The 24608-nt window shown below is 62.1% G+C and carries 20 protein-coding genes and 1 pseudogene; 14 read left to right on the top strand and 7 right to left on the bottom strand.

The annotated features are described in order from the left end of the window. Positions 1-95 precede the first annotated feature (95 nt). The 4 genes from ACQ5BM_RS04250 to ACQ5BM_RS04235 all read left to right on the top strand — a co-directional run bounded on the left by ACQ5BM_RS04250 (position 96) and on the right by ACQ5BM_RS04235 (position 2657). Positions 96-269 (top strand): hypothetical protein, encoded by a 174-nt coding sequence (locus tag ACQ5BM_RS04250; RefSeq protein WP_034804185.1) that lies wholly within the window; start codon positions 96-98, stop codon positions 267-269. Positions 270-345: 76 nt separating this feature from the next. Then, a complete protein-coding gene (locus tag ACQ5BM_RS04245; protein WP_429808955.1) occupies positions 346-522 on the top strand; it encodes a hypothetical protein in 177 nt (58 codons plus the stop codon). Between the two features lie 226 nt (positions 523-748). Beyond that, positions 749-1069, top strand: a complete 321-nt coding sequence (locus ACQ5BM_RS04240) for a YnfA family protein (protein WP_429808185.1) — start codon at positions 749-751, stop codon at positions 1067-1069. 85 nt (positions 1070-1154) lie between these two features. Continuing rightward, the gene (locus tag ACQ5BM_RS04235) at positions 1155-2657 is read left to right on the top strand and encodes an AMP nucleosidase (protein WP_173515983.1); all 1503 of its coding nucleotides are present in this window, start codon (positions 1155-1157) and stop codon (positions 2655-2657) included. Between the two features lie 56 nt (positions 2658-2713). Here ACQ5BM_RS04235 and ACQ5BM_RS04230 read toward each other — a convergent pair whose 3' ends face one another. Beyond that, entirely contained in the window at positions 2714-3667 is a 954-nt protein-coding gene (locus ACQ5BM_RS04230) for a lysylphosphatidylglycerol synthase domain-containing protein (RefSeq protein WP_429808183.1), read from the bottom strand. Between the two features lie 133 nt (positions 3668-3800). Here ACQ5BM_RS04230 and ACQ5BM_RS04225 point away from each other — a divergent pair, with 133 nt between their 5' ends. Further along, on the top strand, positions 3801-4778 hold the full coding sequence (locus ACQ5BM_RS04225; RefSeq protein WP_429808180.1) for a glycosyltransferase family 2 protein: 978 nt from the start codon (positions 3801-3803) through the stop codon (positions 4776-4778). Further along, complete coding sequence (locus tag ACQ5BM_RS04220; protein ID WP_429808178.1) at positions 4771-6300, top strand: ArnT family glycosyltransferase; 1530 nt, start codon at positions 4771-4773, stop codon at positions 6298-6300. Before ACQ5BM_RS04225 ends, ACQ5BM_RS04220 begins: the two co-directional genes overlap by 8 nt. Here ACQ5BM_RS04220 and ACQ5BM_RS04215 read toward each other — a convergent pair. Then, on the bottom strand, positions 6237-7160 hold the full coding sequence (locus ACQ5BM_RS04215) for a diacylglycerol/lipid kinase family protein (protein WP_429808175.1): 924 nt from the start codon (positions 7158-7160) through the stop codon (positions 6237-6239). The genes ACQ5BM_RS04220 and ACQ5BM_RS04215 overlap by 64 nt on opposite strands. A 146-nt stretch (positions 7161-7306) precedes the next feature. Beyond that, a complete protein-coding gene (locus ACQ5BM_RS04210) occupies positions 7307-7780 on the bottom strand; it encodes an Lrp/AsnC family transcriptional regulator (RefSeq protein ID WP_429808172.1) in 474 nt (157 codons plus the stop codon). Between the two features lie 152 nt (positions 7781-7932). Here ACQ5BM_RS04210 and ACQ5BM_RS04205 point away from each other — a divergent pair. Then, positions 7933-8840: pseudogene (locus ACQ5BM_RS04205) on the top strand (DMT family transporter). An 80-nt stretch (positions 8841-8920) separates the two neighbouring features. Here the strand turns inward: ACQ5BM_RS04205 and ACQ5BM_RS04200 are convergent. The 3 genes from ACQ5BM_RS04200 to ACQ5BM_RS04190 all read right to left on the bottom strand — a co-directional run bounded on the left by ACQ5BM_RS04200 (position 8921) and on the right by ACQ5BM_RS04190 (position 12924). Continuing rightward, the gene (locus ACQ5BM_RS04200) at positions 8921-9808 is read right to left on the bottom strand and encodes an ABC transporter permease (RefSeq protein WP_429808169.1); all 888 of its coding nucleotides are present in this window, start codon (positions 9806-9808) and stop codon (positions 8921-8923) included. A 109-nt stretch (positions 9809-9917) separates the two neighbouring features. Continuing rightward, positions 9918-10916, bottom strand: coding sequence for an ABC transporter substrate-binding protein (locus ACQ5BM_RS04195; RefSeq protein ID WP_429808166.1), 999 nt, complete (start codon positions 10914-10916; stop codon positions 9918-9920). 346 nt (positions 10917-11262) lie between these two features. Next, positions 11263-12924 (bottom strand): electron transfer flavoprotein-ubiquinone oxidoreductase, encoded by a 1662-nt coding sequence (locus tag ACQ5BM_RS04190; RefSeq protein WP_429808163.1) that lies wholly within the window; start codon positions 12922-12924, stop codon positions 11263-11265. 460 nt (positions 12925-13384) lie between these two features. Between ACQ5BM_RS04190 and ACQ5BM_RS04185 the strand changes: the two genes are divergently transcribed. The 5 genes from ACQ5BM_RS04185 (at position 13385) to ACQ5BM_RS04165 (ending at position 17945) form a co-directional block, all read left to right on the top strand. Continuing rightward, positions 13385-14683 (top strand): Hsp70 family protein, encoded by a 1299-nt coding sequence (locus ACQ5BM_RS04185; protein WP_429808161.1) that lies wholly within the window; start codon positions 13385-13387, stop codon positions 14681-14683. An 88-nt stretch (positions 14684-14771) separates the two neighbouring features. Then, positions 14772-15662, top strand: a complete 891-nt coding sequence (locus tag ACQ5BM_RS04180; RefSeq protein ID WP_429808158.1) for a uracil-DNA glycosylase — start codon at positions 14772-14774, stop codon at positions 15660-15662. A gap of 177 nt (positions 15663-15839) precedes the next feature. Next, the gene (locus ACQ5BM_RS04175; RefSeq protein ID WP_156134297.1) at positions 15840-16016 is read left to right on the top strand and encodes a hypothetical protein; all 177 of its coding nucleotides are present in this window, start codon (positions 15840-15842) and stop codon (positions 16014-16016) included. A 79-nt stretch (positions 16017-16095) separates the two neighbouring features. Next, a complete protein-coding gene (locus ACQ5BM_RS04170; protein WP_429808155.1) occupies positions 16096-16251 on the top strand; it encodes a hypothetical protein in 156 nt (51 codons plus the stop codon). Positions 16252-16652: 401 nt separating this feature from the next. Next, the gene (locus ACQ5BM_RS04165) at positions 16653-17945 is read left to right on the top strand and encodes an MFS transporter (protein ID WP_429808152.1); all 1293 of its coding nucleotides are present in this window, start codon (positions 16653-16655) and stop codon (positions 17943-17945) included. Positions 17946-17975: 30 nt separating this feature from the next. Here ACQ5BM_RS04165 and ACQ5BM_RS04160 read toward each other — a convergent pair whose 3' ends face one another. After that, a complete protein-coding gene (locus ACQ5BM_RS04160) occupies positions 17976-18914 on the bottom strand; it encodes a DMT family transporter (protein WP_429808149.1) in 939 nt (312 codons plus the stop codon). 427 nt (positions 18915-19341) lie between these two features. On the opposite strand from ACQ5BM_RS04160, the gene pepN reads away from it, so the two are divergent. After that, positions 19342-21990 (top strand): aminopeptidase N, encoded by a 2649-nt coding sequence (gene pepN / locus ACQ5BM_RS04155; protein ID WP_429808146.1) that lies wholly within the window; start codon positions 19342-19344, stop codon positions 21988-21990. Positions 21991-22276: 286 nt separating this feature from the next. Next, entirely contained in the window at positions 22277-24607 is a 2331-nt protein-coding gene (locus ACQ5BM_RS04150) for a PAS domain-containing sensor histidine kinase (RefSeq protein WP_429808143.1), read from the top strand. Position 24608 lies beyond the last annotated feature (1 nt).

The following is a 24608-nucleotide window of genomic DNA, read 5'->3' as shown; positions in this document are numbered from 1 at the left end:
CGCCAGATGAACGGACATCTCAGCATCAATTCAGTTTGGGTGTGCGAAAACACACTCAATCGATTTGAACCTGCCTCCAAACAACGGACAGAACCATGGATATCCTTGCTCGGCGCCTCACCATCATCAGCCTTCTGATGGTCGTTTTCGCTGTAACTCTCGCCGCTGCCGTCAGCGCGGACACCGAACGCCGCCGCAGCAACACCTACCTCGGTTCGCTGACGGATTGCACCGCACACACGGCGCAATACTGCCAGGCCAAACTCTAACCCGGACGAGACGGGCTGCGCCCGGCTCCGTCGCCAAGTGAAACCGATCACCTCGTGATCTGATGGAGTGACGAACATGCTGGCCGCTCTTTCGACATCCGCGTTTCTCTCGCTGCGCGTGCTTGCGCTGGCCGGCCTGCTGATGGCACCGGTCGGGGCGCTTGCCTACTCCAAGGCCAACGGTGCCGGCATCGGTAAGCAGGGCGCCGGCCTCGTCCTCTTCGTGACCCTGCAGCGCCAGTCCATGAGCTGAGGCGGGGTACCCCGGAACGGAACCGCATGAAAAGGGGGCCTCGCGCCCCTTTATTCTTTCCGGCTTGCGTTTGGCGTCTCTTTCCTGTCCTCTCGCTCCGACTGCGCCGCGTATCTTGCGCGCCACAGTCGCCGTAGCACATTGAGTAGCTGCGTGTTTCCTTTGATCGGATAGGACTGAAGGAAACAGGCAGCGGGATTCACCACAACAAGCCCTTGTCAGCCTGATGCCCGCCTATCTCGTCTATACGCTTGCCGCCCTTGCCGAAATCGCCGGCTGCTTCGCCTTCTGGGCGTGGCTGAAGCTCGACAAGTCCATCCTCTGGCTCATTCCCGGCATGACGTCCCTGGCGCTTTTTGCGTGGCTTCTCACCCTGATCGACAGTCCGGCGGCCGGGCGGGCCTATGCCGCCTATGGCGGCGTCTATATCGCCGCCTCGCTGCTCTGGCTGTGGCTGGCGGAGGGCGTCAAACCGGACCGCTGGGATCTGACGGGCATGACGGTCGCGCTCCTCGGCAGCGCCATCATCCTTGCCAGCCCGCGTTGAGCCCATCGATATGCCAATCGCGATACGGTTGTGTGCGCCAATATCTTGTCGTTTGCTTGTCAGAAGCCGCAGCCTATAATGCGACATGAACAAGCGAATCTCTTCACACTCCGTCCTTTCCGTCGCAACGCCTCAGCCTTTCGAGCCGCAGTACTTCGACGATCCCGCCGCTGCCGTCGATTGCCTCGAGGCGCTTTACGAGCGTAATACCCGGTTCCTCTGCGAAGCTTTCGAGGGTCTGGGGAAAACCGATAAGCCCCTGACGCGCTATCGCGCCTGCTACCCTCAGGTCAGCATCGAGACGAGCAGCTTCGGCCACGTCGATTCCCGTCTGTCCTTTGGTTATGTCAGCGCCCCCGGCGTCTACACGACCACGATCACCCGGCCAAAGCTCTTCCGGCACTATCTGAAGGAGCAGCTCGGTCACCTGATCCGCAACCACGGCCTCGGCATCACCGTTTCGGAATCGGCGACCCCGATCCCGCTGCACTTCGCCTTTGGCGAGGGCGCCTATGTGGAGGCATCGGCCGCGAACACCATCGACATTCCGCTGCGCGATCTGTTCGACGCACCTGACCTGACGACCACCGACGACGAGATCGCCAACGGTTCCTATGAGCCGGGTCCTGGAGAACCCTCGCCGCTCGCGCCCTTCACCGCCCAGCGCATCGACTATTCGCTGGCGCGCCTTAGCCATTACACCGCGACAAGCGCCACGCACTTCCAGAACTTCGTTCTCTTCACGAACTACCAGTTCTATGTCGACGAGTTCTGCGCCTGGGCCCGCCAGCAGATGGCCGAAGGCGGCAACGGCTACACGGCCTTCGTCGAACCCGGCAACATCATCACGCCGGCCGGCTCCGACAGGCCGGAGACCGATTACCCGCTCGCCCGGCTGCCGCAGATGCCTGCCTATCACCTGAAGAAGAAGGGGCACGGCGGCATCACCATGGTCAATATCGGCGTCGGCCCGTCCAATGCCAAGACGATCACCGACCACATCGCGGTGCTGCGGCCGCATGTCTGGCTGATGCTCGGCCATTGCGCCGGCCTTCGCAACAGCCAGCGTCTTGGCGACTATGTGCTTGCGCACGCCTATATGCGCGAGGACCACGTGCTCGACGACGACCTGCCGGTCTGGATCCCCCTGCCGGCACTCGCCGAAGTGCAGGTGGCGCTGCAGGATGCCGTTGCCGAGGTCACCGGCTACCGCGACTACGATCTCAAACAGATCATGCGCACCGGAACGGTCGCGACCATCGACAACCGCAACTGGGAACTTCGCGACCAGCGCGGCCCGGTCAAGCGTCTGTCGCAGGCACGCGCCATTGCGCTCGACATGGAATCGGCGACGATCGCCGCCAACGGCTTCCGCTTCCGCGTGCCCTATGGAACGCTGCTTTGCGTGTCGGACAAGCCGCTGCATGGCGAATTGAAGCTGCCGGGCATGGCGACCGCCTTCTACAAGACGCAGGTCAGCCAGCACCTGAAGATCGGCATCCTCGCTCTACAGAAGCTTGCGTCCATGCCGCCGGAGAAACTGCATTCCCGCAAGCTCAGAAGCTTCTACGAAACCTCGTTCCAGTAATCATTGGGACTCCCGCAGCCACGCCGGGGGCCCAATTCACACTGTCACGGGATTGCTCAGCGTTTTCTCCCCAACGCCATCGACAGCATCGTGCCCGCCACCGCGGACACGATGATCAAAAGATGCGCGTTGACGCCGGCGGCCGCCAGCTGCTCCAGCCCGCCGCGATCGGCGCCAGCACCGAAGGATACCGCGCCGGCCGCGATCGCCGCCGGATAGGTCCCGACGCCCGCGGGCGCATGCATCGGCAGCACCGAGGAGAGCTCGCCGCCGAGGGCACCGCCGAAACAGGCGGCCAGCGGCGCGACGCCCATAAAGGCCAGCACCCAGGCAAGAACGATAACCTTGACCGCCCAGTTGAGAATGGTCATGCCCCAGGCGCGCAGAAACGCGACGATGTTGGCGGGAACACCCGCCTCCAATTCGTCGACGACGGCTTCGAGCTTTGTCGGCAGCAACCGGCGCGCCAGCGCAATCACTTGATCCTTCAGAAGAAAGAAGAGAAGCGGCGAGACGAACGCGGCGAGCCACAAGATCCATAGGACGGCTGACCCACGGTCGATGACGAGGCCAACGGCGGCAACGACGAGAAGGGCGTGCAGGTCGAGCAGGCGCATCACCAGGAGCGCCGACGTGCCGCGTGCAAGTGGCACGGAAAACTCCGAGCGCATCAGGAGCGGAAAGCTCGTCTCGCCGGCGCGAAACGGCAGCATGATGTTCAGGAGGTTGTGAACCTGGGTGACGCGAAACAGCGGCAGGAAGCGCCCCGCCGTTTCGTTCGGGAAGTAATCGTAGATGCGATAGCAGCGAATAAAGTAGGTCGCGACGAGCAACACCAAAGCCGAGATTGCCGAGCCGAAACCGATCTCGGACCATTGCCTCAGCAGCACGCCCCATCCCCAGAACCATTCGACGAAGGCCGCGTAGGCCGCTATGGCACCTGCCGACAGCAATGTCATCCGGTTGCGGGCGAGCCAGGATCGCCCGTCGGACTGGCAATCCGAAGTCATCAGATCTCGATTTCCCGTGTTGAAACGCAAGAATGAACGTTGGTTATCACTGATAACTGTGCAAGAAAACGATTATGTAAGCGCAATCCCAATCTTGCGGCATTTACAAGCGCCGCATGCACGAGCTGTTCCTATGTACTCCATCGAACTATCCGTCGTCATTCCCGTGTTCAACGAGGAGGACAGCATCCAGCCGCTGATTACACGGGTCCGCGATGCGCTGGCGACGTTTCCGTCTCCTTGGGAACTGATCCTCGTTGACGATGGCAGCACCGACCGAACGCTTGCAAATGCAAGAAAGGCCCTTTCCGATCCTGACCTCGATCTCAAGATCGTCGAATTGCAGAAGAACTTCGGGCAGACGGCGGCTATGCAGGCCGGGATCGATTCTGCTGCCGGACGGTTGATCGCCACGCTCGACGGCGACCTGCAAAACGATCCGGCCGATATCCCCGAGATGGTCAAGGCAATCGAGGAGCGCGAGCTCGACCTGCTCGTCGGTTGGCGAAAGAATCGGCAGGATGGCCTCTTGCTCCGGAAGATTCCCTCCTGGTGCGCCAACCGCCTGATCGGCAAGATCACCGGCGTCAGGCTGCATGATTATGGCTGCAGCCTGAAGGTATACCGGACCTCCGTCATCAAGCAGGTGAAGCTGATGGGGGAAATGCACCGCTTCATTCCCGCCTGGGTCGCCGGCGTGGTTCCGAGCAGCCGTATCGGCGAGATGCCTGTAACCCACCACGCACGGCAGCATGGCCAGTCGAAGTATGGGCTTTCCAGAACCTTCCGGGTGATTCTCGATCTGCTGTCGGTGCTCTTCTTCATGCGATACAAGGCGCGCCCGGGGCACTTCTTCGGCTCGATCGGGCTGGCCACAGGGGCGCTCAGCGCGCTGATCCTGGTCTATCTCGGTTTCGACAAGTTCATCCTTGGCAACGATATCGGAACGCGACCGATGCTGATCGTCGGCGTCATGCTGTTCCTCTCGTCCGTTCAGCTCATCACCACAGGCATTCTCGCTGAAATGATGGCGCGAACCTATTTCCGCGACGACGGCACCACCAACTACATCGTGCGGCAGGTTTTTGTCCGGGATCCGGCCGATGCTTGACGTCGTCAACCGTCGGCCAAACTTCGTCGTTGCGCTGATCGCCGGCTATTTCCTGTTCTGTATCGGTTTGCGCCTCGCCATATCCACATCTCTCGAAATCGACGAGTCGGAACAAGCCTTCGTCTCACAGTTCCTAATGCTCGGCTATGGTTCGCAGCCCCCCTTCTACAATTGGCTGCAATACGGGCTCACCTCGGTTTTCGGGCCATCGCTTGCGACGATGACGGTGCTCAAGAACGGGCTCCTGTTTCTCTGCTGTCTCTTCTACGGCCTTGCGGCGCGCGAGGTCCTCAACGAGCGGCGCCTGACCGCCATCGCCACGGTCGGCGTCCTGACCTTTCCGCCGATTTTCCTGCTCGCACAGCGCGACCTTTCGCATACGGTCGCAGCGCTGTTTGCCGTATCGCTGTTCCTCTACGGTTTCCTCCGGACGATGACGCGGCCAAGCCTCTTCGCCTACGTCCTGACCGGCGCTGCTGTCGGCATCGGCGTCATCTCGAAGTACAACTTCGCGCTCGTCCCGGCCGCGGCGGTTCTTGCGATCCTGCCGGAGCCAAAGCTTCGCGCCCGGCTCTTCGACTGGCGCATCCTGGTTGCGGTCGCCGTCTGCGCGCTGATTGCGTTGCCGCACGGCTACTGGATCCTGGAGAATCTCGGCGCCGCCTCGCGAAATACCCTCAACGAGATGGGAACGGCCCAGCAAACGAGCCACCTGAGCAAGGCGCTCAAGGGGATTGTTGCGCTGGTTGCCGCAACGCTTCGCGGCGCCGCCATTCCCTTGGTGGTCTTCGCTCTGGTGTTCCGCAAGGACCTGCCGGCCATCTGGCGAGCCGAGAGCCTGTGGACACGTGTCACCGGGCGCATGTTACTTCTCTGTCTCGGCACGGTGCTGTTGATCATGCTGGCCGTCGGCGCCACCCACATGCGCGAGAAGTGGCTGGTTCTCTTTCTTGTCCTGCTGCCGCTTTACCTTGCTCTCAAGGTGGAGGCTTCCGGCGTCGACACCGCACGCAGCGTCCGCCCGTTCCTGGCGCTCGTCGCCTTCATCATTGTCACGACATTGGTGGTCGTCTCGGCGCGCGCGGTTGTTCGCCCCTGGTTCGGCAAATTGTCGAGGTTGAGCATTCCCTACAGTACCCTTGTCGAAACCGTGGCCCGGCAGGAGGGAGACGAGCCGGCGATGGTAATCGCCGCCGACAAGCTGCTTGGCGGCAATGTGCGCACGCGGCTGCATGGCGCCAAGGTTTTCGTCCCCGGCAACACCAGCAGCCCTCCGATCGAGCATCTGGCCGGGCCGCTTCTCGTGGTCTGGAGCGATAACGGCAAGCTCGATGCTCCACCACCTCAAGGACTCCTCGATTTCCTGAGGTCGTTCGGCGTGCCGGAGGCGGCGATGAAGCCGCAGCAACTCGCGCTGCCCTATCTCAATGGCAATCTGCCGGATCGCTACGGCTTCGGCTACTTCTGGATCGCCGATCCGTCGCGGTCGGCGCCAACGAGCAGCTTGAGTTCACCGGGATGAATGCGAAGCGCGACGTCACGGCCCATCGGCAGGAGTTCCCCGTCGATGACGCAGTTGATCTTGCGCTCCACCCTCGGAAAATGCAGGTCGAGGGCATGACCGCTCATGGCGGTGATCAGCGGGCTGTCGCGAAATTTGCCGCGCATGACATCGAAGGCGAGCTTGGCCACGCCCGGCGGGCTCAGGGGCGGCGCCGTATAGAAGCCGAGGTGGCCGGCTGTGATGTCGTCGGCATACATCAGCGTATCGCGGCCAAAAGGATTGTTCGAGACTGAGACCGCCGAAACATGACGGCTCTCCTTGTGGCCGTCGACATCGAACTCGATCTCGAAATCAGGGGGATTGAGAATAACGCCGAACGCCGCGCGGGTGCTTGCGGCAATCTTGCCTGCCCTCGAACGAAAGCTGAAGGACTCGCGATAGCGCACCATGCGGGCATGGAGGCCCATGGAAAACTGGTGCACGAAGGCCCGACCATTCGCACTGCCGATGTCGCCGTCGATGATCACGCCGTTTGCCAGCACCTCCGGCACCTTCCAGATGTCGAGCGGCAGTTTCAGCGTACGGGCAAAAAGGTTCATCGTCCCGGCGGGAACGACACCAAGCGGCATGCTGTTCTTCCAGGCGACCCCGGCGGCCGCGGAAATCGTGCCGTCGCCACCACCGGCGAGGATCGCATCGAGATCGTCGCGGCGGCACGTGCGCTCCAGGGTCTCGCGCATCTCGCTTCCGGAAACCGCTGCGATCTCGACCTGATGCCCCGCATCGTGAAAAACTTCCTCGACCTTCCGGCCATAGGCGGCCATATCCGTCGTGCGGAAGGTTCCGCCATCACGATTGAAGATCGCCTTGATTTTCATGAATGGGTCACTGGCTCCGTTGCCGCGGCAATGCTGCTCATCGCGATCAGATAATCGCGTTCGCGGCCAATTCCAGAACCTTGCCGAAACTTAACGGGAATCGAGCGCGTGCCGATCCGCCCCCGAGATCCGCAACGGATCGCCGTTCAACGGGGCTCAGGTAACTTGAGCGGTCCGCCCGTCTTGATCGACCGGATCGCGAAGTTCGAGCGTATGTCGGTCACGCCCGGCAAGGCCAGCAAAGTCTCGGTCAGGAGCTTCTCGTAAGCCGGGAGATCCTCGACGACGACCTCGGCGAGGAAGTCGGCATTGCCCGAGATCAGGAAGCAGGAAACCACCTCGGGAATGGCAAGCAGCGCCTCCTGCTGCAATTGAGCGTTTTCGCGGCTGTGGCGCCCGACCTTGATCTCCACGAAGACCGTGAGCCCGAGGCCGGCCTCCTTGCGGTCAATATCGGCCCGATAGCCACGCAGAATGCCGGATTTTTCCAGATTGCGGATGCGCCGCAGGCAAGGCGATGGCGAAAGATTGACCTTGTCGGCGATCTCGACGTTCGTCGCACGCGCATCCTCCTGAAGGATCTTGAGGATGGCGAGATCGAACTTATCAAGATTTGGCATGATCGAAAACTTCTGAGATTATTATTGGCACATTGTTGCCGACAGTAATCTATTTCAGGCATAAATCGCAAGGACATGCCCTGCCTCCAGGGCGTAATCTTCCTTCCAGATCCAAAAGCCCCTCAGGTATCCAAATCGGGAAGGAAATTCAAATGGTTGCGCTCGCACTCGATCGCGGCAATACGACGCCTGTCGCCGCCGGCTATGCCGGTGCCCTGGTAACCGTCCTCATCTGGGCGAGCTGGATTCTGGCGACACGCCATTCGGCCGGGAGGCGCTTGGCACGATCGACCTCGGCCTGATCCGCTACGGCATCCCCGCACTTCTCCTCGCACCGGTCTGGCTGAAGACCGGACTCTTGCCGCGCAAGCTGCCGATCCTGCTTCTGGCAATGATGGTCGCGGGCTCCGGCGCCGTCTTCTTCCAGGCCTGCGCCTTCGCGATCCATTCGGTTCCCGCCTCCTCAGTCGGCATTCTTCTCGGCGGCTCGATGCCGCTTGCCACCGCCCTGATCGGCATCACGATCTTCGGTGAGCGGCCGGACCGGATGCGGATGGTCGGCTTCGCCGCGATCGTCGCCGGCGTCGCCATCCTGTTGACGCGCAGCCTTGCCGTCTCGGCCCCCACAAGCTGGATCGGCTACGCCCTGCTTCCGGCGGCGGCGACGCTCTGGGCGATTTACACCCACGCCTTCCGACGTTCGGGGCTCAGCCCACTGCAGGGAAGCGCCTTGATCGCCGTCTGGTCCTTCCTGATCCACCTGGGGCTTGCCGCCTGTTTCGGAAGCACGCTTGCCGACGTTCCGGTCAAGGAGATCGCCTTGCAGATCACCAGCCAGGGCATTCTGTCCGGCCTCGTCGCCATGGTCGCCTATGGTTTTGCGGTGAAGAGCCTCGGCGGCACGCAGGCTGCCGCCTTTACCGCGCTGACCCCGGTGCTCGCGATGATCGGCGGCGCCGTCCTGCTCGGCGAACAGATCGGTCCGTTCGAGATTCTGGCTGCGATCGCTACGGCTGCCGGCGTGGCGCTTTCAACCGGCATTCTTTCGGCCCGCAGTTGAGCCCGAAAGCCTCCCTGTACAACAAAGGCCTCGGCGCTTTTCCGCGCCGAGGCCTTCTCTTTGGTTGATATCGCTCGGGCTCAGCCGTGGATGATCTCCCGATGCTTCTGCAGGCGATGGCCATAGGCCTGGCTGACACGATCGAAGATGATGGCGATGCCGACGATGGCGAGGCCGTTGAAGATGCCGAGCGTGAAATACTGGTTGGCAATCGCCTTCAGCACCGGCTGGCCAAGCCCCTGAACGCCAATCATCGAGGCAATGACCACCATGGCGAGCGCCATCATGATCGTCTGGTTGATGCCCGCCATGATCGTCGGCAAGGCCAGCGGCATCTGCACGTTCTTGAGCTTCTGCCAACCGGAGGAACCGAAGGCATCGGCTGCCTCCAGCACGTCCTTGTCGACCAAGCGGATGCCGAGATTCGTCAGGCGGATCATCGGCGGGATGGCATAGATCACCACCGCAATCAGTCCCGGAACCTTGCCGATGCCGAGCAGCATGACGACGGGAATCAGATAAACGAAACTCGGCATGGTCTGCATCACGTCGAGGATCGGATTGACGATGTTCTGGAACCGGTCCGAACGGGACATGACAATGCCGATCGGAATGCCGATCGCGATCGACAGCACGGTACAGACGAAGATCATCGAGACCGTCTTCATCGTATCGTCCCACATGTCGAAGTAACCGATCAGCAGGAGCGTACCGGCGCAGCCGGCGACGATCTTCCAATTGCGGCTCGCCACCCAGGCGATCAGCGCGATCAGCACCAGGATGATCGGCCAGGGCGTCTTCGTCATGAAGCGCTCCGACTGGATGAGAAAGAACTGCAGCGGCTCAAAGAAGCCTTCGATGGCATCACCATAGGTGCGCGTGAACGTCCGGAATCCCTCGTCGATAGCCTTCTTCAACGCCCGCAGGCTTTCGTCGTCCATATGCGGAAACTGGGTAAACCAGTCCATTCCAATTCCCCTTCACGTCTCGCCGGCCGCGGTTGTTGTTTTGCTGTTGCCGGGGGTCAAACAAAGAGGCGGCGCAAGGATCGCGCCGCCTATGGGTTAATCGCTTAAATCAGAGCGAGGCCTTGATCTTTTCGGCAACCTCCGGCGAGACCCACTGGGTCCAGATGTCCGGGCTTTCCTGGAGGAAGTGCTTGGCGCCTTCTTCGCCGCTGGCCTGATTGTCGGTCATCCAGGCCATCAGCTTGTTGACCGTATCATTGGTCCAGGCGCGCTTGTTGAGGTAGTCCATGGCCGGGCCGGCGCGATCGGCGAAGGCCTTGGTCACCAGCGTCTGGACCTTGTCCTTCGGCCAGTCGTTCTTCTTCGGATCCGGGCAGTCGGCAACGGTGTTGCAACGCTTCCATTCGGCCGCATCGCCCGGAACGCCATGCTCGAGCTTCACCATCTCGTATTTGCCGAGAAGTGCCGTCGGCGCCCAATAGTAGCCGACCCAGCCCTGCTTGCGCTCATAGGCCTTGGCGATCGAGCCATCGAGGCCGGCGGCCGATCCGGTGTCGACAAGCGTGAAGCCTGCGGCTTCAGCGCCATAGGCCTTATAGAGCTGCGTCGTCACCACCGTTCCGCCCCAGCCCTGCGGACCGTTGAAGATAGCGCCCTTGCTGGCGTCTTCCGGATCCGGGAACAGGTCCTTGTGCTTCAGCACGTCGTCGATCGTCTTGATATCGGGGTTGGCGTCAACAATGTATTTCGGGACCCACCAGCCCTGAACGGCGCCATCGGAAAGCGCGACGGCGGCACCAACGAGCTTGCCTTCCTTGAGGCCGCGATTGACGACATCCGGCAGCAGGTCGACCCAGCCTTCAGGCGCGACGTCGGGCTCACCTTTTTCGATCATCGAGGTAATCGTCGGCACCGTGTCGCCAACAACCAGGTCGGCGTTGCAGCCGTAGCCTTCCGACAGGATGATCTTGTCGACGTTCGCCAGAACCTCGGCGCTCTGCCAGTTCATGTTGGCGATCGTCACGTCGCCGCACTCGGCGGCAGAGGCCGTACCAGCGAGGCCAAGGAGGCCCGCAGCCAGGCAGGTCGTTGCTAGAAGCTTCTTCATTTCCGTTCCCTTGTTTTGGCGGTGCATCCCGTCGCACTGCCGATCTCACCGCGGGGATCGACAGCGTCACAAGGCTCGGTCCAACTCGAAACAACAGGGACCGAAAGCCTGCAGATTCGTCGGCGTCGAGCCGATGACACCATGAAAGCTAACGGGGTTTTCCGGCAAGGACTTTTCCATTTGCGTCAACGAGTGCCTTTCCCAATCCTTGAACAACTCTGAGGCGCGAGTCAGGACGATTAGCTGCGCTGGACGAAGGCATGAAATGAAAAAGCGCCGTGGCCATTGCCATCGGCGCCTTTTCCGAACGTCGGCTCGGTCGCAAATTGCGACCTTCTCTCGAACATTACATGTTCGGATAGACCGGGCCCTCACCACCCTGCGGCGGCACCCAGTTGATGTTCTGGTTCGGGTCCTTGATGTCGCAGGTCTTGCAGTGCACGCAGTTCTGCGCGTTGATGACGAAGGTCGGCTTGCCGTCCTTCTCCACCCATTCGTAGACCCCGGCCGGACAGTAGCGCGTCGACGGACCGGCATAGATGTCGTACTCGGAGCGCTTCTGCAGCTCCATGTCCTTGACCTGCAGGTGGATCGGCTGGTCCTCCTCGTGGTTGGTGTTCGACAGGAACACCGAGGACAGCCGGTCGAAGGTCAGAACCCCATCGGGCTTCGGATAGTCGATCTTCTGGTGCTGCGACGCCGGCTCGAGCGACTGCGCATCGGTCTTGCCGTGTTTCAGCGTGCCGAACAGGGAAAGGCCGAAGAGCTGGTTGGTCCACATGTCCAAGCCGCCGAGTGCCACGCCCACGGCCGTGCCGAACTTCGACCACAGCGGCTTGACGTTGCGAACCCGCTTCAGGTCCTGGCCGATGGCGCTGTCGCGCCAGCCGCGTTCGATCTCGATCGGCTCGTCATTGGCACGACCGTTGGCGATCGCCGTCGCCAGCTTTTCGGCTGCGAGGATGCCCGACAGGACGGCGTTGTGGCTGCCCTTGATGCGCGGCACGTTGACGAAGCCGGCCGAACAGCCGATCAGCGCGCCGCCCGGGAAGGACAGCTTCGGCACCGACTGGTAGCCACCCTCGGTGATCGCACGGGCGCCGTAGGAGAGCCGCTTGCCGCCCTCGAAGGTGCCGCGGATCGCCGGATGGGTCTTGAAGCGCTGGAACTCCTCGAACGGGAAGAGATAGGGGTTCTTGTAGTTCAAGTGCACGACGAAGCCGACGGCCACCAGATTGTCTTCGAGATGGTAGAGGAACGAACCGCCGCCGGTCTTCATGCCAAGCGGCCAGCCGAAGGAGTGCTGCACCAGGCCGGGCCGGTGGTTCTCGGGCTTGACCTGCCAGAGTTCCTTCAGCCCGATGCCGAATTTTTGGACGTCGCGACCTTCGTCGAGCTTGAACTTGGCGATCAGCTGCTTGGCGAGCGAACCGCGCACGCCCTCGCCGATCAGCGTGTACTTGCCCAAGAGCGCCATGCCACGGGCGAAGTTCGGTCCCGGTTCGCCGTTGCGCTCGATGCCCATGTCGCCGGTGGCGACACCGATGACCGCGCCCTCGTCGTTGTAGAGGACTTCGGTCGCGGCAAAGCCCGGATAAATCTCGACGCCGAGTTCCTCCGCCTTGGTAGCCAGCCAGCGACAGACGTTGCCGAGCGAGACGATGTAGTTGCCGTGATTGTTCATCAGCGGCGGCATCAGGAAATTCGGCAGGCGGATCGAGCCCGCCGGGCCCAGGAACAGGAAGTGGTCGTCCTTGACTTCGGTCTTGAACGGATGGTCGGCGTCCTCGCGCCAATCCGGCAGCAGCCGGTCGATGCCGATCGGATCGACGACCGCACCCGACAGGATGTGCGCGCCGACCTCGGCGCCCTTCTCGAGCACGACGACCGAAAGCTCCGGATTGACCTGCTTCAGCCGGATCGCCGCCGCAAGACCGGCCGGCCCCGCGCCGACGATCACGACGTCGAACTCCATGCTCTCGCGCTCGGGCAGATCTTGCTCGGTCATACAGTCTCTCCAGTCTCACCGGTCTTCTGCCGGTTCAGTTCCCAGGATATATCATGCCGTCATGGCAAATGCAGTTTGGCTTGTCGAGCCGAGATGCGACAGACGATGCCCGCTTTTGCGCATGAGGTCATGAGTTTAGGGCAAATGTCTATATGACGTGCACGTAAACGTAAATACATCATTTTGTCGCGCGCCGGCGCTATGAGCCATTCGGCCTTGCTTTTGCCGAAGAGCCATGCCACGAGGCCGCCACATCCCTCCGGCGGTTCGCGCCGGCTTATCCCATTCGCAAACGGCACTCGAGAAGGCGCCCCGCTGGCGCCCGGACGGCGTGCCTTTTGTTGCCTTCGGTGCCGGCCGCCTGACATGCGGAAATGGCCCGACAAAATTTCATGTTGCGTTGCGCGCCACCGGCTTGCTCCGGGCGGCGCAGCGACGCCAGACGCAAGGAGACCACCATATGGCCAAGGCACTGGGCTTCGACTTCGGCACCACCAATTCCGTGCTTGCGGTTGCCGCCGGCGACACCACCCACTCGATGCGGTTCGACAGCCTTGCCGGCACGACCGACGCCATGCGCACCGCACTTTCCTTCATGAAGGATACCAATCTTGGCGCCCAGGCACTGAAGGTCGAGGCCGGCCAGGCGGCGATCCGCGCCTTCATCGACAATCCGGGCGACTGTCGTTTCCTGCAGTCGATCAAGACCTTTGCCGCAAGCCCCCTCTTCCAGGGCACGCAGGTCTTTGCCAAGCGCCACAGCTTCGAGGACCTGATGCGGGTGTTCCTGACCAAGCTGCGCGACTATGCCGGCGACGGCTGGACGGATCGGTATAGCCGCATCGTCGTCGGCCGCCCGGTGCACTTCGCCGGCTCCAGCCCCGATCCGGCACTCGCCCTGGAACGTTACGGCGCAGCACTTTCCGCCTTCGGGTTTCCGGAGGTGCACTATGTCTACGAACCGGTGGCGGCCGCTTTCTACTTCGCCCAGAATCTGAAGCAGGATGCCACGGTCCTCGTCGCCGATTTCGGCGGCGGTACGACCGACTATTCGCTGATCCGATTCGAGACCAAGGCCGGCCGCCTGACGGCGACGCCGATCGGTCATTCGGGCGTGGGCGTCGCCGGAGACCATTTCGACTTCCGCATCATCGACAACGTCGTCTCGCCGCTCATCGGAAAGGGGAGTCTCTTCAAGAGCTTCGACAAGCTGCTTGAAGTGCCGTCGAATTATTACGCGAATTTCGGTCGCTGGAATCAGCTTTCGATCTTCAAGACATTGAAAGATTTCACCGATCTGAAGCAGCTCGTGCGCCAGAGCCTGGAGCCGGAAAAGCTCGAAGCCTTCGTCGACCTGATCGACCATGACGAAGGCTACCCGCTCTATCAGGCGATCTCGGCGACAAAGATGCGGCTGTCGCAGGAAGACGAGACCGAGTTCTATTTCGCCCCGCTCGGCGAAATGTCGCGCCGAACGGTTCGCCGCAGCGATTTCGAAGGCTGGATCGCGCCGGAACTCGCCCGCATCGAAGGCGCGCTCGACGACGTCCTGCAGTCGACCGCGACGGAGCCCGGGTCGATCGACAAGGTGTTTTTGACCGGCGGCACGTCTTTCGTTCCGGCCGTGCGCGGCATCTTCGAGCGGCGTTTCGACGCCGATCGCATCGAAAGCGGTGGCGAACTGCTGTCGATCGCCCACGGCCTTGCGCTGATCGGCGAGCACGAGGACATCGCCCACTGGACGGCGAATGCGGCCTGAGCCGGACGTCATCGATGACCTTGGATAGGGATGGCGAGAGCCGGAAAAGCGGTTCCGGTCCGGCGGCTTATGGGTTAGGCTGGCGGCCATGATTTCCGCCCACGACCTCTCTTCGGCTGAGCTTGCCGCCCTCCTCGGCTTCCATGCGGATGCGGGCGTCGAATGGCTGCTGGAAGAGAAGCCGGTCGACCGCTTCGCCGAGTTCGAGGCCATGAAGGCGGCGCGCGGCAACGCGCGGGCCCCGGCAGCCAGCAGCCGTGCGGAGGCGCCTGCGGCGCAGCCGGCAGCGCGCCAGACAGCCGCGGCGGCCCCCGCACAATCCCGGGAAAACCGCGCACCGGCTCCATCCGCCAGCGCCCCTACCGTTGCCATTCCCGATGCACAGGCGATCGAAGAGGCGCGCTTTGCCGCCGAATCGGCGCGATCGCTCGCCGAGCTCAAGGTTGCGATGGAAGGCTTTGCCGGCTGCAATCTCAGGAACAGCGCCCGCAATCTCGTCTTTGCCGAGGGCGACCCGGCAAGCGGCATCATGGTCGTCGGTCCGATGCCCTATGCCGACGACGATCGCGACGGCCAGCCTTTCGCCGGGCGCCTCGGCGAGATGCTGGCCCGCATGCTCGCCGGCATCGGCCTTGCTCGCGAAAGCGTGCTGCTGAGCAATGTCGTGCCCTGGCGCCCGCCGGGCAACCGCGTGCCGACGGCGCGCGAAGCCGATATCTGCCGCCCCTTCATCGAGCGGCAGATCGCCCTTGCCGAGCCCAGGCATCTGCTCCTGCTCGGCAATTTCACCGCCCGCTTCTTCTTCGGCGGCAACGATACGATCCATCAGCTTCGCGGCGAATGGCGAGAGCTTCCGATCAGCGGCATCACGGTGCCGACCCTTGCGACCCTGCACCCGCAGGATCTGGTGACCGCGCCGGTCAACAAACGCTTCGCCTGGCAGGATCTGCTTGCCTTCAAGGCCCGGATTCACGGCTGATCCGCACCGAAACACCCTTGCCGCATACGGCGCCAAGCCGCTGGCCGGCTTTATGAACAAAGAATGAAGAAAGCCATGCGGTTTGCGCATATCAGCGGCGCGTTATGACGCATTGCAAAACACGATGTTGCGATGCAATATGATGACACGGGAGGAATGGAATTAAGGAATTGAACCATGACTGCCCGCTTTCGTCCGATCCACAGCAGCTTTGAGACGCTCCGTCACACCGGTGCCGCTCAACGGACGCCGTTTAACCGTTTCGGCACGGCAGCCAACGAGCAGATGACCGCGATCGGCCTTGCCCGGACCACTCGTCCGGCGCAGATTTTCGCCGATTTCATCCAGCGCTGATTCCCACGCGATACGCTTGACCGCGTATCGCGTGCACAAGTCGGCATAACTGGCCGGCGACGATGAAAGGAACGAAACCATGACCAAGCCCATCGCGAGCCTCAAGGTCCTGTTCGATTCGATCTCCGACATTGGCACTGCCGTGCGCGCCTCGCGCGAATACACCCTTCTCAGCACCAAGAAGGATGCACGCCGCGCCCATCGCGTGGCCGTAAGCCCGTTGCTGCCGAACTAGAGCGCCGTGCGTTCAGACGAACGCACTAACGTCGCTCTAGCACTTTGTTTCTGGATTTCCGCTTCAAGCGATTCCACATGAAAAGCAGTGTGCTCTCGTTGCTGCCGGCAAAGAGGCGTACCGCCTTTTTGCCATCGCCTGTCGCAATCGACAGCGCTTGAAAAACTGGATAGAGCCACACTCGTCCCGACTTACCGCATGTTCGTCCTTAACCCCACCTCGATTTAAGGACGAGCATGCAGCAAATCAAAGTGCTACAGCGACCTTTGCGCGTTTGATAAGACGCGCGGCGCTGTAGGAGTGTCAGGCTCATCCGGCCCCGGCCAGACCGTTCCTCGCTCCACCTGCGCTTTGCTCGTCATCGGTTTCGATGGCGAAGTGCCACATTTTCAGGAGCGCCGATGCTGGCCAGCCTCGCTTCCGTCTTCAGCCTGATGATATCGACCATGCTCATGATGGTCGCCTTCGGCCTGCAGAGCTATGTCATCCCGGTACGCTCCGTCGCCGAGAACTGGTCGACGCTGACGGTGTCGGTGATCGCCACCGGCTATACGGTCGGCTTTACGCTCTCCTGCGTCGTCACCCCGAAATTCGTGCTGCGGGTCGGTCACGTGCGCGTTTTCACCGCGCTGATCACGCTGCTGTCGATCGCAATCCTGCTCTGCGGCCTCATCGTCGACTGGCACGCGTGGATCGTGTTTCGGGCGATCGCCGGCTTCGCCATCTCCGGCAGCTATCTCGTGATCGAGAGCTGGCTCAATGAACGCGTCACCAACGAAAACCGCGGTCTGCTGTTTTCGCTCTACCTGATCACCACGATGGTCGGCACCATTGGCGGCCAATACATGGTGCCACTCGGCGACCCGACCAATACGTCGCTCTTCATGCTCTGCAGCGTGCTGTTCTCCCTGGCGCTGCTGCCGACGGCACTCTCCTCCTCGCCCATGCCGGCACCACCGGCGCAGGCGAAGTTCGATATCCCTGCGCTTTTCCGCCGTTCTCCGGTCGCTGTCGTCGGCGGCTTTCTTGCCGGCGCACTATCCGGCGCGTGGCTCAATCTCGGCGGCGTCTTCACGCAGAAGATCGGTCTTTCCACCGCCGAGGGTGCGACGCTGCTCGCCTCGCTTCTGACCGGCAGCGCGATCTCGCAGATCCCGATCGGCCGCCTCTCCGACAAGATCGACCGGCGTATCGTCATGGTCGGCTGCGGCGTGGTCGGCGTCGCGTCCTGTCTGCTGATGTCGGCTGCGATCGGCAGCCAGCCGGCGGTCCTCTACGTCATCGCCGCGCTCGTCGGCTCGGTGCTGTTTCCGATCTACGCGCTGAATGTCGCGCATGCGAACGACCTCGCCAAGCCGAACGAATATGTCGAGACGTCTTCCGGCCTGATGATCACCTACGGCCTCGGCACGATCTCCGGCCCGCTGATGGTCGGCCCGGTCATGGACCGCTTTGGCCCGGCGGCGCTGTTCCTCGTTCTCGCCGTCTATTTCACCCTTTATGGTGGCTATGCCGCCTGGCGTATCCTCCAGCGCGAACAGCACCAGGGCCTCGTTGCCAAGACCGATTTCCAGGCAACGAGCGTGATGCCCACACCCGGACCCGACGTGACGAGCCCTGTCGCCCAGCAGATGGCGCAGGAACCGCTGATCGACGACGACACGGTTCCCGCCTGGGAGAAGCCGCGCTCGTAAGGGCCACCGACATGAACGCGCGCTTCGTCCTCAGCCTTGCGGCGTCATGTGCTTGCGTGCGCCCCGGCGCTCGAGGCCGAGCCGATGTTCGCGGAAGATGATGAAGATGCCGGCCCCGACGACGATGGCGGTGCCGATCAGCATGGTGGCCGTCGGAACATCGTCGAACAGGAAATAGCCGATGATCAGGCCGAGCACGATCGAGGTATATTCGAACGGCGCGATCGTCGACATGTCGGCATGGCGATAGCTCTCGGTCAGAAGGATCTGCGCCACACCGCCACAGAAGCCGGCGACCATCAAGAACAGAAAGGCTTCGCGCGAGATCGATGGCCAGCCGAAGGGCAGCGTCGCCAGTGAGAAGACCGAGGCCGACAGCGAAAAATAGAGCACGATCGTATGGGTGCGCTCGTTCTTGACGAGTTTGCGCACCAGCACCATCGCCACCGCGCCGAGGGCTGCCGAAATCAACACCGATGCGGCACCCAGCGCCTCCAGCGAACCGAAGCCGCCTTCGCGGAATAGGGTCAGCCGCGGCCAGGTGATGATCATCACGCCGACCAGCCCGATGACCACCGCCGACCAGCGATAAAGTCGCACGGTCTCACCGAGAAAAAGCGCAGCGAAGGCAACGGCGATCAGCGGCATGGCGTAGCCGATGGCGATGGCTTCGGGCAACGGCAGGTGCACGAGTCCATAGAAGCCGAAGCTCATCGCGAGAATGCCGACGAAGCCGCGCGCGATATGGCCGGTGAAATCCGCAGTCTTGAAGGCATCGCGCAACTGTCCGCGGAAGGCGAGATAACCGAGGATCGGCACCATGGCGAAGGCCGAGCGGTAGAAGGTGATCTGGCCGGTGGCGATCTCGCTTCCGGCCGCCTTGATCAGCGTCGACATGCAAACGAAAATGACGACGGAAAGGACCTTCAACAGGATCCCCTTCATCGGGCTTTCGGCTTCCGCATCCATTGAGGGCACTTTTCGAACAGCCTCCGCCGGCCAGAGCAGACACGAGGGCTGGTTTGGAGATTTTTCAGCGGAGAACCCCGCCGCAGGACTCCTGCACCTTAGCGACGCTCGGCAAGAAAGTCGGATCAAACTTCGTGATGAATGGCGTTTTTTCTTGATCGATTGACGTTTGGCAAAACGACGTCAGACCTTTTTTAGCCGCGGCGAAAAAAACCTTTCCAATTCATGTCTTGTTAGTCCCACTTCGATACACGTCAATCCGATAAGGGAGCGGGAAGACCATCGGAAACCATGCCTTTTCTGTCGAAAGTGCGGTCGCCGGCATCACAATCGTGTGGCATTATCCGACTTTTCGCCCCCTGGCCTTTTCACCATCACAGGCGCCCACTACAAATTCTCCAGTAGAACGGCGCAAGCGGGACTGACCATGCGGACAAATACTGGCCAGATCATTCATCTGGAAGACTATCGGCCGACCGACTTCGTTCTGGAGAGAGTGGATCTGACCTTCGAGCTCGACCCGAAGGAAACCAAGGTCGAAGCCCGATTGATCTTCCATCGTCGCGAAGGCGTCGACGCGTCGGCGCCTCTGCTGCTCGATGGCGACGAACTGAAGATGACCGGCCTGCTGCTGGACCAGGAAGAGCTCGCGACCTCCCTCTACGACGTTACCGACGATACGCTGACCATCCGCGGCCTGCCGGAAACCGCCCCCTTCGAAATCACCATCACCACGCTGCTTTCGCCTGAGACGAACACGCAACTGATGGGGCTTTACCGCACCAACGGCGTCTACAGCACCCAGTGCGAGGCCGAAGGCTTCCGCCGCATCACCTATTTTCCCGATCGTCCCGACGTGCTTGCCGTCTACACGGTCAACATCATCGCCGACAAGGCGTCCGCTCCCCTCCTGCTGTCGAATGGCAATTATCTCGGCGGCGCCGACATGGGCGACGGCCGTCATTTCGCCGCCTGGTTCGATCCGCATCCGAAGCCGAGCTACCTCTTCGCTCTCGTCGCCGGTGATCTCGGCGTCGTCGAAGACACGTTCACGACGATGTCCGGCCGCGAAGTCGCGCTGAAGATCTACGTCGAACACGGCAAGGAACCGCGCGCCTCCTACGCCATGGACGCGCTCAAGCGCTCGATGAAGTGGGATGAAGACGCCTTCGGCCGTGAATATGACCTCGACATCTTCATGATCGTCGCCGTCTCCGACTTCAACATGGGGGCGATGGAGAACAAGGGTCTCAACATCTTCAACGACAAATACGTGCTCGCCGACCCGGAAACGGCGACCGATGCGGACTATGCCAATATCGAGGCGATCATCGCGCACGAATACTTCCACAACTGGACCGGCAATCGCATCACCTGCCGTGACTGGTTCCAGCTCTGCCTGAAAGAAGGTCTGACGGTCTACCGCGACCACGAATTCTCTGCCGACATGCGCTCGCGCGCGGTCAAGAGAATTGCAGAAGTGCGGCACCTGAAGTCGGAGCAGTTCCCTGAGGATGCCGGCCCCCTCGCCCATCCGGTGCGACCGACGAAATACCGCGAAATCAACAACTTCTATACGACGACCGTCTACGAAAAGGGATCGGAGGTCACCCGCATGATCGCGACGATCCTCGGCCGCGATCTTTTCAAGAAGGGCATGGACCTCTATTTCGACCGGCATGACGGCCAGGCCGTGACGATCGAGGATTTCGTCGCCTGCTTCGAAGCGGCAAGCGGTCGCGACCTTCGCCAGTTCGCGCTCTGGTACCATCAGGCGGGAACACCGCTGGTCACCGCTTCGGGCGCCTATGACGCCGCCAAGCAGACTTTCACCCTGTCGCTCGAGCAGATCGTTCCGGCGACACCCGGACAGGGCGCCAAGGAAGCGATGCACATTCCGCTCAAGATGGGCCTGCTGCTCGAAGGCGGCAGCGAAGCCGACCTTTCCGCGGTCTCCGGCGCCGACATGACCGGCGACGTCCTGCATCTCACGGAGCGCAAGCAGACGGTCGTCTTCTCCGGCATTCCGTCGCGCCCGGTGCCGTCGTTCAACCGCGGTTTTTCTGCGCCGATCAACCTGCACATCGAGCAGAGCGCCGAGGACCTTGCGCTGATCGCGCATCACGAGAGCGACCTCTTCGCCCGCTGGCAGGCGCTCAACGCCATCGCGCTCAGCAATCTAGTCGAGGCGACGGCGAATGTTCGCGCCGGAAAGCCGGTCACCTGCGACAAGGCGCTCATCGACGGCCTGATCCGCGCTGCCGCGGATGAAACGCTGGAGCCCGCTTTCCGCTCCCAGGCCCTGGCACTGCCAAGCGAATCCGACATCGCGCGCGAGATCGGCACCAACAACGATCCGGACGCAATCCACGCCGCACGTCAGCAAATCCTGACGGCCGTTGCCGCTGCCGGGCGCGACACGTTCCTCAAGCTCGCCGACGACCTCGTCTCCACGGCCGCTTTCAGTCCGGACGCCGCAAGCGCCGGTCGCCGGGCGCTGCGCAACAGCGCCCTCACCTACCTCGTCCAGGGCGACGAAGGGCCGGAGCGCGCCGCCAAGGCCTTTGCCACCGCCAACAACATGACCGATCTCAGCCATGCGCTGGCGCTGCTTGCGCACCGCTTTCCGGATGCCGCCGAGACCGCGGAAGCGCTTGCGACCTTCCGCGAGCGTTTTGCCGATAACGCGCTGGTCATCGACAAGTGGTTCGCCGTTCAGGCGACGATCCCCGGTGCCGGAACACTCGATCGCGTCAAGGCGCTGATGGCCGAGCCGCTGTTCAATGGCAACAACCCGAACCGCGTGCGCTCGCTGGTGGGCACCTATGCCTTCGCCAACCCGACCGGCTTCAACCGCGCCGACGGCGAGGGCTACCGCTTTCTCGCGCACCAGATCCTCGACATCGACCCGCGCAACCCGCAGCTTGCGGCGCGTATCCTGACCTCGATGCGCTCCTGGCGCTCGCTCGAGGACAAGCGCGCTGGTCATGCCCGCAAGGCGCTGAAGGAGATTGCCGGAGCGCCGAAACTTTCGGCCGACGTCGGCGATATCGTGGAGCGCATGCTCAAGGCCTGAAGCCTACTGCATGTTTCCTTAAATCGTCGCCGATTGAAGGACAAAAAATGCAGTACTTCCAAAGTGCTACAGCAACCTTTGCGCGTCTCATAAGACGCGCGGTGCTGTAGAACCCATTGATTTTCTTCAGGGCCGGGCCGCGCAAGCGGCCCGGCCTATTATTTCCCAACGATAAGAAATGGTTAAGAAATCTTTACCAGCGCCTCTGGACAAGGCGAATCGCCCTGTGATTCATTGAGTCAGATTCGGGCGAGCGGCGCGCCGAATCATCAGAGGGTTTTGAGAATTGGGAAAGATGGCGGACGCGCGACAGGCGAGCGCAGCCGACGGGCGGTTGCGACTCAAGTTTCCGGGGCTTGCCGGCCGCCTGGAGCAAGAGTTTATCTCGCATGCGAAGATCTTTGCCGGACCGACCTCGCGGCGACTGGCAAGCGCAGAGCCGATTCTCAAGCGTTCCATCCCGATCCTCATCATCGCATTCCTGATCATCGTGGCGGTCTCGCGCATGTCCAGCATCATGGACGAGCATGCCCGCATGGAAGAAAGTTCGCGCCAGACTGTCGGGCTTGCGGCGGCAACCGCCGTTGCGGCCTTCCAGACGGACGGCGCTGTCCTTTTTGACGAGAGCCGCCGCTCGGACGTGGAGCAACGCTTCAGCCATTATCTGCCCACCGGCATGCTCGATCCCGGCACGTTCATCCTTGCGGTCCGCAAGGACGGCCGGATCTTCGCCGGCACCCAGGAGGGCGAGCCGCTCATCGGTCGGACGCTCGCGGCCGTCGCGCCCGACATCGCGACACTGCAGTATTTCGGCGAGCACTCCAGTGTCATGAAGACGGCAATCGTCGGCGTCGATCATATCGTGGCACTGGCGCAACTGCCTGACGCGGCCGGAGTGGTTCTGGCTGCGACGCCGGTGACGCAACTCGAAACCACCTGGCGCGATGAAGTCTCGCTCAACGTGACGCTCTTTGCCGGCATCTCCGCCATCCTGCTGATGGTGCTCTATGCCTATTACATCCAGGCCAAGCGGGCTCGCGACGCAGACTCGGTCTTTGCCGAATCCAACCTGCGCGTCGAGACGGCGCTGTCGCGCGGCCGTTGCGGCCTCTGGGATTTCGACCTCGCCAACCGTCGGCTGTTCTGGTCGCGCTCGATGTATGAAATGCTCGGCATGCCCGGAGAAAACAGCGTGCTCTCCTTCGGTGATGCCGCGCGGCTGATGCATCCTGATGATCGCGGCATCTATGGCGTGGCGCGGACCATAGCGCGTGGCGACGCGCGCCAAATCGACCAGGTTTTCCGCATGCGACATGCGGACGGCCACTATGTGTGGTTGCGCGCCCGCGCGGAAATCATCCGTACCGTTTCCGGGCGGGCGCATCTGATCGGCATCGCCATGGACGTGACCGAGCAGCACCGGCTTGCCCAACGCTACGCGGAGGCAGACCAACGGCTCGCCGACGCGATCGAATGTACGTCGGAAGCCTTCGTCCTCTGGGACAAGCATGACCGCCTCGTCATGTGCAACACCCACTTCCAGGAGGCCTACAAGCTTCCCGACCACGTGCTCGTTCCGGGCACCGAGCGCGTCGCCGTCCAGATGGCCGCGGCGCGGCCGGTGGTCGAACGGCGCATCGCCGACCCCGATCGCAGCAACCAGTCGCAGACGAGCGAGGTCCAGCTTGCCGACGAGCGCTGGCTGCAGATCAACGAGCGACGCACGCGCGACGGAGGCCTCGTCTCGGTCGGCACCGATATCACCCTCCTGAAGCGGCATCAGGTGCGCCTGCGCGAATCCGAGCGGCGGCTGATGGCGACGATCGGCGATCTTTCGGCGTCGCGCATGACGCTGGAGCGGCAGAAGACCGAACTGTCGATCGCCAACGCCAACTACCAGGCGGAAAAGGAACGCGCCGAGGCGGCCAACCGAGCCAAGTCGGAATTCCTGGCGAACATGTCGCACGAACTGCGCACACCGCTCAACGCCATCCTCGGCTTCTCGGAAATCCTGCAGAACCAGATGTTCGGGCCGCTCGGCTCGGAGAAATACAACGAATACTCGCGCGACATTCACGAGAGCGGCAAGCATCTCCTCAACGTCATCAACGACATTCTCGACATGTCGAAGATCGAGGCCGGGCACATGCGCATCAGCCGCGAGACGATCGATCTGGCGCCGCTGATCGAAGAGACGCTGCGCTTCACCACCATGCCGGCCGAACAGAAGAACATCCATGTGGTGCAGCAGATCTCTTCGGGTCTCACCATGATTGCCGACCGCCGCGCCATGAAGCAGATATTGCTCAACCTGCTTTCGAACGCGGTGAAGTTCACCAATGAAGGCGGGCGCATTTCGCTTCGTGCCCGCAAGGTGACCGGCGCCGTGACGCTGACGATCGCCGATTCCGGCATCGGCATACCGCGCGACGCGCTTCAGAAGATCGGCCAGCCCTTTGAGCAAGTGCAGAGCCAATATGCCAAGAGCAAGGGCGGCTCGGGCCTCGGGCTGGCGATTTCGCGCTCGCTCACCCGCTTGCACGGCGGCAGCATGAAGATTCACTCGACGGAAAACGTCGGTACGATCATCTCGGTCAGAATCCCTGACCGGGCCTGAG

The organism is Ensifer sp. B1-9, assembly GCF_050474445.1.
Classification (GTDB): domain Bacteria; phylum Pseudomonadota; class Alphaproteobacteria; order Rhizobiales; family Rhizobiaceae; genus Ensifer.
Note: the sequence above shows the minus strand (reverse complement) of the source record. Positions and strands in the feature narration are given on the sequence as shown.

What these genes read in the sequence shown, in the direction of transcription:
- ACQ5BM_RS04170 (WP_429808155.1), top strand. Translation starts at nt 16,096, where the DNA reads ATGACCAAGCCCATCGCGAGCCTCAAGGTCCTGTTCGATTCGATCTCC.
- ACQ5BM_RS04175 (WP_156134297.1), top strand. Translation starts at nt 15,840, where the DNA reads ATGACTGCCCGCTTTCGTCCGATCCACAGCAGCTTTGAGACGCTCCGT.
- ACQ5BM_RS04235 (WP_173515983.1), top strand. Translation starts at nt 1,155, where the DNA reads ATGAACAAGCGAATCTCTTCACACTCCGTCCTTTCCGTCGCAACGCCT.
- ACQ5BM_RS04190 (WP_429808163.1), bottom strand. Translation starts at nt 12,924, where the DNA reads ATGACCGAGCAAGATCTGCCCGAGCGCGAGAGCATGGAGTTCGACGTC.
- ACQ5BM_RS04250 (WP_034804185.1), top strand. Translation starts at nt 96, where the DNA reads ATGGATATCCTTGCTCGGCGCCTCACCATCATCAGCCTTCTGATGGTC.
- ACQ5BM_RS04230 (WP_429808183.1), bottom strand. Translation starts at nt 3,667, where the DNA reads ATGACTTCGGATTGCCAGTCCGACGGGCGATCCTGGCTCGCCCGCAAC.
- ACQ5BM_RS04165 (WP_429808152.1), top strand. Translation starts at nt 16,653, where the DNA reads ATGCTGGCCAGCCTCGCTTCCGTCTTCAGCCTGATGATATCGACCATG.
- ACQ5BM_RS04180 (WP_429808158.1), top strand. Translation starts at nt 14,772, where the DNA reads ATGATTTCCGCCCACGACCTCTCTTCGGCTGAGCTTGCCGCCCTCCTC.
- ACQ5BM_RS04245 (WP_429808955.1), top strand. Translation starts at nt 346, where the DNA reads ATGCTGGCCGCTCTTTCGACATCCGCGTTTCTCTCGCTGCGCGTGCTT.
- ACQ5BM_RS04185 (WP_429808161.1), top strand. Translation starts at nt 13,385, where the DNA reads ATGGCCAAGGCACTGGGCTTCGACTTCGGCACCACCAATTCCGTGCTT.
- ACQ5BM_RS04210 (WP_429808172.1), bottom strand. Translation starts at nt 7,780, where the DNA reads ATGCCAAATCTTGATAAGTTCGATCTCGCCATCCTCAAGATCCTTCAG.
- ACQ5BM_RS04200 (WP_429808169.1), bottom strand. Translation starts at nt 9,808, where the DNA reads ATGGACTGGTTTACCCAGTTTCCGCATATGGACGACGAAAGCCTGCGG.
- ACQ5BM_RS04220 (WP_429808178.1), top strand. Translation starts at nt 4,771, where the DNA reads ATGCTTGACGTCGTCAACCGTCGGCCAAACTTCGTCGTTGCGCTGATC.
- ACQ5BM_RS04195 (WP_429808166.1), bottom strand. Translation starts at nt 10,916, where the DNA reads ATGAAGAAGCTTCTAGCAACGACCTGCCTGGCTGCGGGCCTCCTTGGC.
- ACQ5BM_RS04225 (WP_429808180.1), top strand. Translation starts at nt 3,801, where the DNA reads ATGTACTCCATCGAACTATCCGTCGTCATTCCCGTGTTCAACGAGGAG.
- ACQ5BM_RS04160 (WP_429808149.1), bottom strand. Translation starts at nt 18,914, where the DNA reads ATGGATGCGGAAGCCGAAAGCCCGATGAAGGGGATCCTGTTGAAGGTC.
- ACQ5BM_RS04215 (WP_429808175.1), bottom strand. Translation starts at nt 7,160, where the DNA reads ATGAAAATCAAGGCGATCTTCAATCGTGATGGCGGAACCTTCCGCACG.
- pepN (WP_429808146.1), top strand. Translation starts at nt 19,342, where the DNA reads ATGCGGACAAATACTGGCCAGATCATTCATCTGGAAGACTATCGGCCG.
- ACQ5BM_RS04240 (WP_429808185.1), top strand. Translation starts at nt 749, where the DNA reads ATGCCCGCCTATCTCGTCTATACGCTTGCCGCCCTTGCCGAAATCGCC.